Origin of the sequence: Arminella tubonensis (assembly GCF_003240585.1) — a bacterium.
Taxonomy (GTDB): domain Bacteria; phylum Pseudomonadota; class Alphaproteobacteria; order Rhizobiales; family Rhizobiaceae; genus Rhizobium; species Rhizobium tubonense.
In genome coordinates this window covers 346,083-359,528 of the sequence record NZ_PCDP01000035.1, presented here as the reverse complement: position 1 = coordinate 359,528, position 13,446 = coordinate 346,083, and the positions used below count along the sequence as shown (strand labels likewise).

Here is a 13,446-nt window from a genome sequence, read left to right as displayed (position 1 = left end):
CTTGTCACGGGCGTGTTTCGTCCGGGGGCGTAAAGGGAGAAACCCATGCTTGATCCGATCGTTGCGTTTTTCGAGCGGATTTTCCGCGCCATCGGGCGTGCGTTGGGCTTGTTCGTGGTCTGGGCCACCTGGCCGTTTCTGGCGGCACACGGATGGTATCGCCGGCGCAACTGGTTCATCAAGCTGCCGGTGGCTGCCTTTGTGCTGTTGCTTGCCTGCCTCTACGTCTATTTCATCTGGCAGACCCAGGCCTGGACCGGCTTCAATCCGAATTATATCGACAGCTACAAACTTGCGGATCGCAAGCCGGCAGGCCAAGAGCTCCCACCTGTCGATGCCAGCCAGGCGACGGCTGCAAAGGTCTGCGAGCCCTCCGCGCTTGTCGACGTGACGGCCAACCTCATCGACTTCAACGTCAACGAAAACGCCTGGATTTCATCGATGGTGCTGTTCAAGCTCGGCTTTTTCGGGCTGGACTGGGACGACACGCCTTTCTTCGATAACAAGGCGGCGTTCCAGCGCGGCGTCAACCAGGCGATACGACGGACCTCCGTCGAGCTGGTCGACTCGCTTGGCCGTGTTCGCGGCACTTCCGGTATCAACGGCGACCTCCAGAGCGCGCGCGGAAATCTGCAATTCGACGAGTCGAGCTGGTATTTCGGTTTCAGGCCTTTCGGTCCCAAGACACCGACCCCTGATTATTATCGCGCTGCCGCCACAAGCCTCAGGAAGTTCAACGCCGATCTTGGCAAATGCAACGCCACCTTCGACAGCCGTGCCGACAACCTGATCGAATTCATCGATCGGATCACCAACGATCTCGGCAGCACCTCCGACGTGCTGGCCGAGCGCTCCGAAAAGCACAACTACGGCTGGTTCGACATGCGCGCCGACGATCGGTTCTGGTTCGCCTACGGCCAGCTCTACGGCTACTACGGAATACTCGATGCCGCCGGCTCGGATTTCTCCAAGGTTCTGGCCGAGCGCAATGTCGGCACTCTCTGGGCCGATACCATGAAGCAGTTCCAGGCCGCACTTCGGATTCAGCCGTCGATCATTTCGAATGGACGCGAGGACGGCTGGATCATGCCGAGCCATCTGGCGACGATGGGCTTCTATATCCTGAGGGTGCGCTCCAACCTGGTGGAGACCCGGGCGGTTCTCGGCGGGCGCTAATTTAGGTCGGCGTCAGTTGATCAGCTTCAACCTGATGGCCTTGGCAACCAGCTGGGTCCGGTTGACGCAGTCGAGCTTCTTGATTGCGTTGGTCATGTAGGCGTTAACAGTGTGGTCGGAGAGGGAGAGAATCTGGCCGATCTCGATGGACGTCTTTCCCTGCGCGGTCCAGCGAACGATCTCGAGTTCGCGAGCGGATAGCGCCTGCTGTATCGCGCCATCGCTCCGCACAATGGAATTGTAGCTGTCGAGTGCCTGCAGCATGATCATGCAGAGCTCATTGAGCTCGACCTGGCTGAGGCCGCTGCGATTGCCCAGGAACCAGAACACCAGCCGCTGGCCGTGCGTGGCGTTGATCGGAATGGCGACGCCCATCGGCAGCTGATGCTCCGGCAGCATGGCACGAAGCTCGCGCGGAAAATCCAGGGCGGGAACGTGGCTCTTTTCGATCATGTGCCATGTCTGCGGCAGCACAGAGTCACGCATGCGGGCCAGGATCGGGCAGCTTTGCAGCATCTGGTTACGGTCGAAGTCACGCAGGAACTGAAGCGACATCGACGTATGGATGATCAGCGGGGCGAGCACGACATCCTTCGGCGTGGGCGCGTGAATGAACGAAAAATGGCTCATTCCGAACGCCTGCGTGGTCCGCTCCAAAGCCTGGACCAATGCCGTATGCGTTCTGGCTGCGGCAAATTCCGCGGCCAGCAAGGACTGTCTTTCAGCGGTAATCATATAGGACATCTATCGTCGGCGCCCATGAGTGTTACCGATATCAAATACCGAAATAATCGGAGAATACTAGCTGGAAAATTCGTATTTGAATATAAATAGTTGTATCTCCACATATTCTCACGTCTTTATGGGAAGAATCGCTTTTTTAAGAGGCGGCATGCCGCTTAAACAGGCAGAAACGCGGTGCCTTTCACCTCCTCCATGACGGCATAGGTGTGGGTTTCCCGGACGCCGGGAAGCGGCAGGATCACTTCGGACAGGAACTGCCGATAAGCTTCCATTCCCGCCACCCGCGCCTTGACCAGGTAATCGAAGCCGCCTGCCACCATGTGGCATTCCATGACATCGTCGCTGCGCTTGACGGCTTCGGAGAATGAATCGAAGACGTCGGGCGTGGTCCGGTCGAGCTTCACCTGCACGAAGACAAGCAGCGAGCGGCCAAGCTTCTCCGGCGACAGGATCGCCATATAGCCGGTAATGTAGCCGTCGCGCGTCAGGCGCTTCACCCTCTCGGCGGTCGCCGTGGGCGAAAGATGGACGCCGTCGGCGAGTTCAGTGTTCGACAATCGCCCATCCTTCTGGAGGGCGCGGAGGATTTTGCGGTCGAGACGATCAAGATCTTTCATTTTCCACGGTCATTGTAAATCTGGATAGGGGAACATTCGGAGAGCCTGTCTTATTTTGGCGAAAAACACCAGAGACTAGTGGCTATGTTGCCGGCATCACAGAGAGGTCCCCATGACAAGCCAGCTTTCTTCCGCATGCCCTCCGTTCAACGCTGCCTTTGCCGGGGACGATGACCGTCTTCTGCATGCTTTCGTCGAAAGGCTTTCTCTCGACAGCGGCCAGGATGCAGCCATCGACAAGCGCGCCGGCGCCATGATCGAGGCCATCCGAAACAATTCGGGCTCGATGGGCGGTGTCGAGGATTTCCTCAGGGAGTACGGGCTTTCGACCCGAGAGGGGCTGGCCTTGATGGTGCTTGCGGAAGCACTGTTGCGCGTGCCGGATTCCCTGACACAGGACAAGCTGATCGAGGATAAGCTCAAGGAGGGCGGCTGGAGCGAGCATGAGGCGCGGGGCGATACGTGGTTCGTTTCGGCGTCAGGCTGGGCGCTCGGGCTTTCGGCACGCATCCTCAAGCCCGGGGATACGCCGGAGGGCGTTGTGCGAGGCCTGGTCAAGCGGCTTGGGCTGCCGACCGTTCGCAATGCGACGAAACAGGCGATGCGCTTCCTCGGCCACCATTTCGTACTCGGGGAGACCATCAAGGACGCACTTTCCCGCGCCGGCAAAAGCGAGGAAAAGGGCTATCGCCATTCCTTCGACATGCTGGGCGAGGGCGCTCGGACCGCCGAAGATGCGAAGCGATATTTCCAGTCCTATGCGATGGCGATCGAAGCGATCGGCTCCTGGATGGCCAAGAATGCCAAGGGCAAGCAGCTGCCCGACCGGATGGGCATCTCCGTCAAGCTCTCGGCACTGCATCCGCGCTATCTTGCCACCCACCGCGACCGGGTGATGGCCGAGCTCGTACCCGATCTGCTCAAGCTTGCGCAGATGGCGAAGGCTCACCAGCTGAATTTCACCGTCGACGCCGAAGAAGCCGATCGACTGGAACTGTCGCTCGATGTCATTGCCGCCGTCTTCGCCGACCCGTCGCTTGCTGACTGGGATGGTTTTGGGTTGGCGATCCAGGCTTACCAGAAGCGATCGATCGAGGTGATCGACTACATCGACCAGCTGTGCGCCACCCATGGGCGCCGGATGATGGTGCGGCTCGTCAAGGGCGCCTATTGGGATACGGAGGTCAAGCGCGCACAGGAGCGGGGTCTGGCCGACTATCCGGTCTGGACCCGGAAGCAGGCGACCGATCTCTCCTATCTTGCCTGCGCTCAGAGCCTTCTCGACAAGCGCGCGCGCATCTTCCCGCAATTTGCCACGCATAATGCGCTGACGGTGGCCACCATCCTGGAACTTGCCGGTAACGACCGCTCCGGCTTCGAATTCCAGCGCCTGCATGGCATGGGCGAAGCGCTCTACAATCATCTGCTCTCGGGCAACGACCGCGTCGCCTGCCGCATCTACGCGCCGGTCGGCGGGTATCGTGATCTGCTCGCCTATCTCGTTCGACGACTGCTGGAAAATGGTGCGAATTCGTCTTTCGTGGCGATGGCAGGCGACAAAAATGTGCCGGTCAAGGCGCTGCTGGAGCGTCCGGCGGTCAAGCTCGGGCTCGATCACGGTAGCGGTGCCCGCAATTCGAAGATTCCCATGCCGAACGATCTTTATGGCAGGCGCAAGAACAGCGCCGGGTTCGAGTTCGGTCATCGCGACAGTCTCGAGAAGCTGATGGCGAATGTCGTCAAGGGCGTGCCTGCGGTTCAGGCGGTGCCACTTATTCCAGGCGTTTCCTCAAAGGGCGCCGAGGTGCCGGTGCAGTCGCCCTCCAACCACGCCGTGAAAGTCGGATCGGTGCGCAATGCGACGGCTGCCGATGTCGAACAGGCGTTTGCGGTCGGCGCAAAGGGCTTTCGAACGTGGTCGCGCACGCCGGTCGACGCGCGTGCGGCCTGCCTTGAGCGCATGGCCGATCTGCTTGAGGAAAACCGCGACCGCGTCCTGGCGCTATTGGCGGCTGAAGCCGGCAAAACGCTGGACGACGGTATTGCCGAAATCCGCGAGGCTGTCGATTTCTGCCGTTACTATGCCGTCGAGGCCCGCCGCCTGTTCGGCACGGCCACGAAGATGCCGGGGCCGACCGGCGAGGACAATCGTTACCTCTGGCGCGGTCGCGGGGTCTTTGCCTGCATCTCGCCGTGGAATTTTCCGCTGGCGATTTTCCTCGGCCAGATTTCCGCCGCTCTGGTTGCCGGCAATGCCGTCATCGCCAAGCCCGCGCCGCAGACGCCGCTGATTGCCTATGAAGCCATCAGGCTGTTCCATCAGGCCGGCATTCCGGAAGATGCGCTGCTGTTCGTTCCCGGCGGTCCCGAGGTGGGCGCGGCGATCGTCGCGCATTCGGCGCTTGCCGGCGTTGCCTTCACGGGCTCGACGAGGACTGCCTGGGGTATCAACCGGGCGCTGGCCGCAAAAGACGGCCCGATCGTGCCGTTGATCGCCGAGACCGGCGGGCTCAATGCCATGATCGTCGATGCGACGGCGTTGGCCGAGCAGGTTGCCGACGATGTCGTGCTTTCGGCGTTCCGGTCTGCCGGCCAGCGCTGCTCGGCGCTGCGTCTCCTGTTCCTCCAGGAGGATATCGCCGACAACATGACGACGATGATCGAGGGCGCCGCCCGTGAGCTGCAGCTCGGCGATCCGAGCCTTGTCACCACCGATGTTGGCCCCATCATCGACGACAAGCAGAAGGCGATGCTGGAGGCCCATATTGCCGACATGCGCGAGACGCAGAAGGTCCGCTATTCAGGCAAGGCGCCTGATGGAGGCAGCTTCTTTGCGCCGCATATCGTCGAACTCGACAGCCCTGGCGCGCTCACCAAGGAGGTTTTCGGCCCGGTACTCCATATCGTGCGCTGGAAGGCGAAGGACCTGCCATCCGTGCTTGCCGACATCACGGCCTCTGGCTACGGCTTGACGCTTGGCGTCCATAGCCGGATCGAAGCGACAATCCGGAAGGTCACGGATGCGCTGGACACGGGGAATGTCTACGTCAACCGCAACATGATCGGTGCCGTGGTCGGGACGCAGCCATTCGGCGGCTCCGGCCTGTCCGGTTCCGGCTTCAAGGCGGGCGGCCCGGCCTATCTGCAACGCTTCGCGCAGGAGCAGGTGATCTCGATCAATACGGCGGCTGCCGGCGGCAATGCCAGCCTGATCGCCATGGGAGACGGCTGAGCCTGCGACTTTGGATGCCTTGCCATCAGAGCCTGCGGTTGCTATCGATTCATGATTAGCAGTCACTTTCGGACTTATCCGGTTCATGTCGTTGGCGTACTTCAAACAGCATCTGCAATGGTGGTCGACTTGGGCCGCAGGCTTGGTCGCGGCGACTGTTCTCGCCCTGCTTTCAATGGTGCCGGCACGTGCTGCAGAGACGCCGGTGCTCGATCGGCCGATGGAGTTCCTGCTGGTTCACGGCGACAGCGGATATTGTCGCGGGGACGGAACCTGTGCCGACTGGATCTCGGCAGAAGGGCAGATCTTTGCCGATTCGCCCGGAAAATTGCAGAAGCTCCTGAAGCGTCTGGGCGACCGGAAGCTGCCGATATTGGTGCGCTCCCCAGGTGGCGACGTTGCCGCGGCCATTCAGATGGGGCTGATCATCAGGAAGCGGGGCCTGTCAGTTGCCGTCGGCGGCACGCGGGCCGACGATTGCCCCTATGCCGATCCTCTTTGCAAGGCGGCGCGCCAGAAAGATGGCTCGGTCGAGGGCGAAAGCTATTCGAGTGGCGCCGTGTGCCTTTCGGCATGTCCGCTGATCCTGGCCGGTGGCGTCAGAAGGATCGCCAGTTCCTGGGCGGCGATCGGCGTGCATCAGATCACCACGACCTATCGCGAGGTGCGCGTCCAGTATCGCACCGAATACGAGGTACTGAACGGCAAGAAGAAAATCCTGTCCAAGCACGAGGTCGGCCGCAAGATGGTCGGTAAGCGCGACACGACGAAGCTTGGCGCACGGCAGAAGTCTGCCTTGATCGCCTATCTCAAGAATATGGGCGTTGATCCTTCTCTATTCGACCTGATGATGAGCGCGACGCCTCAATCGATCCGCATCCTGTCTCCCGTCGAGGCACTTAATCTCGGAATGACGACGGAAATGTCGACAGCGGATCTGCTGGTGATGGCGGGAAATTGTCCGGCGGGAAAGACGCTTGCAAGCTGCATTCCAGCGGTCGCCCCCGCCGTCCTGCCGCCGCCCTTCGTTGCGCCTCCGTCGCCACCATTGCCGGATACCCCGGAACCGGGCATGCCGCAGCCGAGCGAACAGCAGGCCGCAATTCCCGCGGCCGGCCCATTTGCAAAAATCACTCGGGCTGCCTGATTTCCTTGGCGTCCTTGCCCTTGGCCTTGCTCATGATCTGTTCGAGATAGCCGAGCATCAGCGCCGAGACGACGAAGGCCAGATGCATCAGCGTCAGCCACATGATCTTGCCGTTTTCGTACTGATTGGCGTTGAGAAACACCTGCAGCAGGTGGATCGACGAAATTGCCACGATCGAAGAGGCGACCTTGATCTTGAGGCTGCCGGAATCCAGCTTTCCGAGGAAGGAAACCTCGTCGTCGGCTTCGTCGAAGCGGCTGACGAAATTTTCGTAGCTGGAGATCATCACCATGACGATCAGGCTTGCGACCAGGGCCGCATCGATGAGGCCAAGCATGGCCAGGATCATGTCGTCCTCTTCGAGTTTGAAGACGCTGATCGCCACCTTGTAGAACTTGTAGACGAACGACACGCCATAAAGAGCCAACGCTGCGGCGAGGCCGAGGTAGAAGACCACCAATATCCAGCGGCTGGACAAGATGATGCGTTCGACAATCAGTTCCAGGCTCTTCATGCGTCACTCCAAGTTGCTGCTGCAGCGCACATAGATAGATCGCCTGCTGTCAATGGGAAAGGGTGGTCCCCGTGAAAACATGACCAACGTTCCTGGTGGAAAATCGACGTTGGATCGTCTCTTTGCGCCATTTCTATTCACAGTCCTTTACCGTTACGCTAAAGCCCGAACAGCCTGTCGTGCCGAGCAAAGGGGATTGTGATCGAATGGGAACGGTAAAATCCGACATTGAAATCGCGCGTGCCGCAACAAAGATGCCGATCGCCGAGATTGGCGCCAGGCTGGGCATCCCGCGGGAAGAGCTGGTTCCCTACGGCCACGACAAGGCCAAGATCAGCGCCGCATTCATCGAGGCGCAATCGTCCAAGAAAGACGGCAAGCTGATCCTGGTCACCGCCATCAATCCGACGCCGGCGGGCGAAGGCAAGACGACGACCACCGTTGGGCTCGGCGACGGGCTTAACCGCATAGGACAGAAGGCGGTCATTTGCATTCGCGAGCCGTCGCTCGGGCCTTGTTTCGGGCAGAAGGGCGGTGCCGCGGGCGGCGGATACGCGCAGGTCATTCCGATGGAAGACATCAACCTGCACTTCACCGGCGATTTCCATGCGATCACTTCCGCCCATAATCTTCTGTCGGCACTGGTCGACAACCACATCTACTGGGGCAACGCGCAGAATATCGACATCCGTCGCATAACCTGGCGCCGCGTAATGGATATGAACGACCGGGCGTTGCGCGACATCGTCGTCTCGCTCGGCGGCGTTGCCAACGGCTTTCCGCGCGAAAGCGGATTCGACATCGCTGTCGCGTCCGAAGTCATGGCGATCCTTTGCCTGGCGGACGATTTGAAGGACCTCGAAAAAAGACTCGGCGCCATCATCGTGGGTTACCGCTATGACAAGACGCCGGTGTTTGCCCGCGACCTCGGGGCAGACGGCGCGATGGCGGTATTGCTCAAGGACGCGATGCAGCCCAATCTTGTGCAGACGCTGGAGAACAATCCGGCATTCGTGCACGGCGGCCCGTTTGCCAATATTGCGCATGGCTGCAATTCGGTCGTCGCCACGCGAACGGCATTGAAGCTTGCGGACTATGTGGTAACCGAGGCGGGTTTCGGGGCGGACCTCGGCGCCGAGAAATTCTTCGATATCAAATGCCGCAAGGCCGGCCTCTCTCCCGACGCGGCCGTCATCGTTGCCACCATCCGGGCGTTGAAAATGAATGGTGGCGTTGCCAAGGAGGACCTTGCGCGGGAGAACGTTGCCGCGCTGATCGAAGGCTGCGCCAATCTCGCGCGCCATGTCGACAATGTCCGAAAGTTCGGTGTTCCCGTGGTGGTCGCGATCAATCACTTTACCTCCGATACCGACGCGGAGGTGCGGGCGGTCAAGTCCTACGTGGCAAAGCTCGGCGTAGAGGCCATTCTCTGCCGTCACTGGGCGGAAGGCTCGGCCGGCATCGAGGAACTTGCACACAAGGTGGTGGCGCTTGCAGACTCTGGCAAGGCTCGCTTCAAGCCGCTTTATCCCGACGATGTTCCCCTCATCGAGAAGATCGAAATCGTCGCCTCCGAAATCTACAACGCCGGGGAGGTGACAGCCGACAAGGCAGTGCTCGAGCAGCTGCTTGCCTGGGAGGAACAGGGCTACGGCAATCTGCCGGTCTGCATCGCCAAGACGCAGTACTCGTTTTCGACGGATCCCACCGTTTTCGGCGCGCCGGCGGGGCATGTCGTTCATGTCCGCGAAGTGCGCCTCTCTGCAGGCGCCGGCTTCGTCGTTGCCATAACCGGCGACATCAGAACAATGCCCGGCCTGCCGAGATCCCCCGCGGCCGAACGAATCTTCGTCAATGATTCCGGATATATCGAGGGATTGTTTTAGAGGTTGAATCGGGAGGTCGATGAGTGCCATCGACTCTTTCAGAACGTCAGGGGCCACCTTTGTGAAGTGTGCATGACGGTGAGGATTTCGATCGTGTTTCCAACCCTACGATAGACGATAATGTAGGGAATGTCGGCAAGCACGAGCTCGCGCGTTTCCGCCACGCGCCCGGCGCGTCCTTTGTCGGGATGATCGCAGATGAGAGACGCTGGGGCTTCTATCCGAGCCAAGACGCTGCCGGCGGCTGACGGGTTCTGGGCGGCAATGTAGCTGCCGATATACTCGACCCGAGACAATGCCCTTGCCGTCCACCGGAGACGTAAATTCATCTGGCGGGCTTGGCGATCGCATACTTGCGGAAAATCGCAGCAACCTCGTTGTCGGAAGCAAATTCGCCGTTGTCGGCCTCTGCGACCGCAGCTTCGATCTCAGCGAGCTGCCACTCCTCACGTTCGACGAATTCCTCGATCGCGAGTTCCGCCATCTCCACAGATGACAGCTCGCGTCGTTTGGCTAGGCGAGCCAATCGGGAAGCGGTCGTTTCACGCATTTGAAAGCTGAATACGGTCACGGATCAAATCTCACACTCAACCAGGAGCTTAAGACCTTAGCGATTTGATTCAAGTCGGAATCGTAAGGCGTTGGCGATGCCTGGAAATTTGTCTCAATGGCAATAGCGAAAACCGCCTGATCGCTTCATCACGTCGAGATGGAAGTGGTGTTCGTGGGCGGCGTCGCTTTCGGGGTCGAGTACGGTCGTGAAGTAGAGACAGCCGGCGGCGCTGACGCTGCGCTGAAAGGCGCCGGTGAGGGTGGCATCTTCGCGTCGTGGCTCGACGGCGACTGTCGTTCCGTTTTGAAAAGTGAAGCTTGCGACGTCGATGGCGTTGCCGCGGGCGTGTTCCGAAATCTTGCCCGTCGTCGCATTGTTGCGCAGGCGGCAGATATAGGTGGAGGCCTGGTTGATGGTGGTGATCGGGCCCGCGTCCTTGAGTGCCGCCGACGCGTCGGGAATGACGCTTTGCTTCATCCAGTGGGCGAGCGCCAGCGCGGCCTCGCAGCGCATCGTACCTTCTGGCTTGAACTTGATGCCGGGCAGGGCCTCGGTCAGCGTGATCGGCTTGTCGATGCCGCAACCATTGCCGTCGTCGATCCGGGGTGCATCCTTGAAGACGGCGCCCATCGCCTGCAGGTCCTTCATGCAGGCCTGATGATCCTGGTCTGATTCAGGCTCGATCGTCAGCGGCGGTTCGGGCGGCTTGGCGCTCTCATCCGATGGCTCGGTTTCCGGCTTGGATGCGTCGTTCAATTTCGGCGGTTTTTCCGTTTCGGGTTCGGCCGGATTGCTGGCCTTCGGCGCTTCGGCTTCCGGCTGCTTGTTGTCGGGCGCCGGGCTTTTCACTTCCGGCTCTGTCGGCTTCGGCGCAGGCGTCGGCAGGTTGGCCGGTGCGTCGGACTGTTCCCGTGCGGGTTTTGTCTCCGGCAGAGGGCCGGTTTGCGGCAGGGATGCTGCAGTCAAAAAGCAGAGGCAGGCAGCGGCGGAAGCAATCCGGAAACATATCAAGCGGTTCACCCGTTTTAGGTATCAGGTCCGGGGGAAACGCGCTCAGGGTGCAATTCGTTGCAATTCAGCCACGAAATGCGGCTGTGTATAAACTTGAATGAAATATTCATGATTATATCGCGCGTATATATTGACAATCTTAGTCATGTTTTTTATGCGGCAGAAAGAAGGCGGTGATCGAGCCGCCTTGCTGATAGTAAGACCCAGCCAGCCCCTTGGGTGCATCAAAGCGCGCCAACCAGCCAGCCCGGTGACATCACTCGAAAGGAATGGTTATGGTTCTCCGGCGATCCCGCTCGGTTCTCTTGGCGTGCACGGCGTTTATGGTCTTGGGAATGGGCACAGCTTCCCTGGCGCAGACGGCAAAACAGGATAGTTCAACAGACGTCGCGTCCCAAAAAGACGATGCCGCTACAACGCTGAAGAAGATCGTCGTCAAGGGCGACAAGCCGTCCAAGGACGTGCTGGCTGATACGCCGCTCGCCTCCGAGACCACGGCGAAGACCATCGATGACAAGCAGATAAACAGCATCGAGGATCTGGGGCGCAGCACCGAGGTCGGCGTCGGGTTCAATCGCACTGATGGCAGTACCAACATTCGTGGCCTCGACGACGATCGTGTCCTGACGACGATCGACGGCATTCAGATTCCATTCCTGCTGGACGGTGCGCGCGATGCCGACGGCGGCACAAACAGCTTCGATTTCAACACGCTCTCGACCGTCGATATCGTCCGCGGGGCGGATTCCAGCCGTGGCGGCTCGGGCATGCTCGGCGGCGCGGTGGTTCTGCGCACGCTGGAGCCTGGCGACCTGATCAAGCCTGGCGCCACCTGGGGCGGCGTGTTCAAGCTCGACTATGATGGCGACGACAGGAGCATTGGAGCATCGGCGGCCGTCGCCAAACGGATCGAGAACACCGCCGTTCTGTTCCAGGGCGGTTACCGCAAGGGCCATGAAACCGAAAACAACGGCGACGTCGGCGGCTATTCCACCACGCGCACAGAGCCGAACCCGGCCGACTACGACCAGAAGAACATGCTCTTCAAGATCCGCCAGTACACGGATTCCGGCAGCACCTTCGGCCTGACGGCGGAACATTTCGCCAAGGACATAGACACCGATCTCAAGACGCTCGAGAGCGTGAGAGGAAACTTCCGCCCGGGAAATTACGACGGCAGCAACGACACCAAGCGCGACCGCGTCTCGCTCGACTACAAGTTCGAGGCGACAGACGACGATGCCTTGTTCGACAGCGCAAATGCCGTGTTCTACTGGCAGCACCTTCTGCGGGAAAACGGGTCTTCCGGTTACCGCTATACCTCCGTCATCGGCGACTACTGGCGTCGGAACGAGATCGAGGATCGCGGATTCGGCTTCAGCGGCGACGTTTCAAAATCCTTCGACACCGGCAGTCTGCATCACAAGGTAACCGCTGGCCTGGCAGTCTCCTTCGACAAGACGCACCAGTATTCCGCCGGTGAAGACAGTTGCGACGTCCGGTTCACTTATAGCTGCAACTTCCTTCACACCAACCAGTCCGATATGCCTGACGTCGACGGCAAGCGTGTCGGCAGCTTCGTCGATGACAAGATCACGCTCGGTTCAAGCGCCTTCTCGCTGACACCTGGTATACGCTTCGACTGGTACGATTATTCACCTCAGAGTACCGACGCCTACACCCGCAGCGCCAATTATAGCAGCATGCCCGCCGGGCAATCGGACAGCCGATTCTCGCCGAAGTTGCGGGCTGCCTTCCAGCCACAGGACGACGTCGAGATTTATGCGCAGTGGGCGATGGCGTTTCGCGCGCCGAATGTCACGGAGCTTTATGAGAACTACGGCGTTCCCGGCGGCTATGTCAGCTACGGCAATCCCGACCTCAAGCCGGAAACCAGCAACGGCATCGAAATAGGCACGAACCTCGGCGACAAGGATTTCGGCGGGCATATCGGCGTATTCTATAACAGATACAAGAACTTCATCGACTCTGTGAATTACGCCGATCCGACGGGGACATATCCGCTGGGGATTACCGAGTATTTCAACCGGGCCAGCGTCCGCATCTACGGTATCGAGGCCAACATCCACAAGACCTTCGACAACGGCATCCATATCAATGGAGCGTTCGCCTATTCGAACGGCAAGGACACGGAAACGGGCGAGTTTATCAGCTCGGATGTTCCGGCGAAGGCCGCCTTCGGCATCGGCTATGCCACCGAGACGTGGGGCACCGATCTTGCCTTCATCACGGCAACAAGCGAACCGAAAAGGTCAGGCGACAAGCTCAGCACTCCGGGCTACGGCATCGTCGACCTGACGGCATGGGCGGCGCCGGAACAGGTAAAGGGAATGACCTTGCGTGCCGGCGTCTACAACGTCTTCGACAAGACCTACTACAACGCAACCAACACCAACGGCACCCTGACCCAGCCCTATTCCTACTATTCGGAGCCGGGCCGCACCTTCAAGGTATCGCTGACGCAGACCTTCTGATCGTCAGCTACACGTCGAGACAAAAGGCGGCGCTTCGGCGCCGCTTAGACCACCCGTCGTCATCCTCGGCC

11 protein-coding genes are annotated in these 13,446 nt (G+C 60.0%); 5 read left to right on the top strand and 6 right to left on the bottom strand.

Going from position 1 to position 13,446, the window contains the following annotated elements; all coding sequences use genetic code 11:
* The first annotated feature begins 45 nt into the window (after positions 1-45).
* Entirely contained in the window at positions 46-1,176 is a 1,131-nt protein-coding gene (locus CPY51_RS13385; RefSeq protein ID WP_111160699.1) for a DUF2333 family protein, read from the top strand.
* A gap of 12 nt (positions 1,177-1,188) precedes the next feature.
* Here the strand turns inward: CPY51_RS13385 and CPY51_RS13380 are convergent, their stop codons facing one another.
* Together CPY51_RS13380 and CPY51_RS13375 are read right to left on the bottom strand one after the other, a co-directional pair.
* The gene (locus tag CPY51_RS13380) at positions 1,189-1,920 is read right to left on the bottom strand and encodes a helix-turn-helix transcriptional regulator (RefSeq protein WP_111160698.1); all 732 of its coding nucleotides are present in this window, start codon (positions 1,918-1,920) and stop codon (positions 1,189-1,191) included.
* Positions 1,921-2,075: 155 nt separating this feature from the next.
* Positions 2,076-2,537 (bottom strand): Lrp/AsnC ligand binding domain-containing protein, encoded by a 462-nt coding sequence (locus CPY51_RS13375; protein WP_111160697.1) that lies wholly within the window; start codon positions 2,535-2,537, stop codon positions 2,076-2,078.
* A 112-nt stretch (positions 2,538-2,649) separates the two neighbouring features.
* Here CPY51_RS13375 and putA point away from each other — a divergent pair, with 112 nt between their 5' ends.
* Both putA and CPY51_RS13365 read left to right on the top strand, forming a co-directional pair.
* The gene (gene putA, locus CPY51_RS13370; RefSeq protein WP_111160696.1) at positions 2,650-5,769 is read left to right on the top strand and encodes a bifunctional proline dehydrogenase/L-glutamate gamma-semialdehyde dehydrogenase PutA; all 3,120 of its coding nucleotides are present in this window, start codon (positions 2,650-2,652) and stop codon (positions 5,767-5,769) included.
* An 85-nt stretch (positions 5,770-5,854) separates the two neighbouring features.
* Positions 5,855-6,916 carry a COG3904 family protein gene (locus CPY51_RS13365; protein ID WP_111160695.1) on the top strand — a complete coding sequence of 354 codons (1,062 nt, stop codon included), beginning with the start codon at positions 5,855-5,857 and terminating at the stop codon, positions 6,914-6,916.
* Here the strand turns inward: CPY51_RS13365 and CPY51_RS13360 are convergent.
* Entirely contained in the window at positions 6,900-7,430 is a 531-nt protein-coding gene (locus CPY51_RS13360) for a TIGR00645 family protein (protein WP_111160694.1), read from the bottom strand. The genes CPY51_RS13365 and CPY51_RS13360 overlap by 17 nt on opposite strands.
* A gap of 206 nt (positions 7,431-7,636) precedes the next feature.
* Between CPY51_RS13360 and CPY51_RS13355 the strand changes: the two genes are divergently transcribed.
* Positions 7,637-9,316, top strand: coding sequence for a formate--tetrahydrofolate ligase (locus tag CPY51_RS13355; protein ID WP_111160693.1), 1,680 nt, complete (start codon positions 7,637-7,639; stop codon positions 9,314-9,316).
* Positions 9,317-9,354: 38 nt separating this feature from the next.
* On the opposite strand, the gene CPY51_RS13350 is transcribed toward CPY51_RS13355, so the two are convergent.
* The 3 genes from CPY51_RS13350 to CPY51_RS13340 all read right to left on the bottom strand — a co-directional run bounded on the left by CPY51_RS13350 (position 9,355) and on the right by CPY51_RS13340 (position 10,889).
* Entirely contained in the window at positions 9,355-9,645 is a 291-nt protein-coding gene (locus tag CPY51_RS13350; RefSeq protein WP_111160692.1) for a type II toxin-antitoxin system RelE/ParE family toxin, read from the bottom strand.
* The gene (locus CPY51_RS13345) at positions 9,642-9,866 is read right to left on the bottom strand and encodes a CopG family ribbon-helix-helix protein (protein WP_195909526.1); all 225 of its coding nucleotides are present in this window, start codon (positions 9,864-9,866) and stop codon (positions 9,642-9,644) included. Before CPY51_RS13345 ends, CPY51_RS13350 begins: the two co-directional genes overlap by 4 nt.
* Positions 9,867-9,980: 114 nt before the next feature.
* The gene (locus CPY51_RS13340) at positions 9,981-10,889 is read right to left on the bottom strand and encodes an extensin-like domain-containing protein (RefSeq protein ID WP_420820693.1); all 909 of its coding nucleotides are present in this window, start codon (positions 10,887-10,889) and stop codon (positions 9,981-9,983) included.
* A 266-nt stretch (positions 10,890-11,155) separates the two neighbouring features.
* Between CPY51_RS13340 and CPY51_RS13335 the strand changes: the two genes are divergently transcribed.
* Positions 11,156-13,375, top strand: coding sequence for a TonB-dependent hemoglobin/transferrin/lactoferrin family receptor (locus tag CPY51_RS13335; RefSeq protein WP_111160690.1), 2,220 nt, complete (start codon positions 11,156-11,158; stop codon positions 13,373-13,375).
* Positions 13,376-13,446: the final 71 nt, after the last annotated feature.

Coding starts and splice junctions, on each gene's coding strand:
- CPY51_RS13350 (WP_111160692.1), bottom strand. CDS start 9,645: ATGAATTTACGTCTCCGGTGGACGGCAAGGGCATTGTCTCGGGTCGAG.
- CPY51_RS13360 (WP_111160694.1), bottom strand. CDS start 7,430: ATGAAGAGCCTGGAACTGATTGTCGAACGCATCATCTTGTCCAGCCGC.
- CPY51_RS13365 (WP_111160695.1), top strand. CDS start 5,855: ATGTCGTTGGCGTACTTCAAACAGCATCTGCAATGGTGGTCGACTTGG.
- CPY51_RS13375 (WP_111160697.1), bottom strand. CDS start 2,537: ATGAAAGATCTTGATCGTCTCGACCGCAAAATCCTCCGCGCCCTCCAG.
- CPY51_RS13335 (WP_111160690.1), top strand. CDS start 11,156: ATGGTTCTCCGGCGATCCCGCTCGGTTCTCTTGGCGTGCACGGCGTTT.
- CPY51_RS13380 (WP_111160698.1), bottom strand. CDS start 1,920: ATGTCCTATATGATTACCGCTGAAAGACAGTCCTTGCTGGCCGCGGAA.
- putA (WP_111160696.1), top strand. CDS start 2,650: ATGACAAGCCAGCTTTCTTCCGCATGCCCTCCGTTCAACGCTGCCTTT.
- CPY51_RS13355 (WP_111160693.1), top strand. CDS start 7,637: ATGGGAACGGTAAAATCCGACATTGAAATCGCGCGTGCCGCAACAAAG.
- CPY51_RS13345 (WP_195909526.1), bottom strand. CDS start 9,866: ATGCGTGAAACGACCGCTTCCCGATTGGCTCGCCTAGCCAAACGACGC.
- CPY51_RS13385 (WP_111160699.1), top strand. CDS start 46: ATGCTTGATCCGATCGTTGCGTTTTTCGAGCGGATTTTCCGCGCCATC.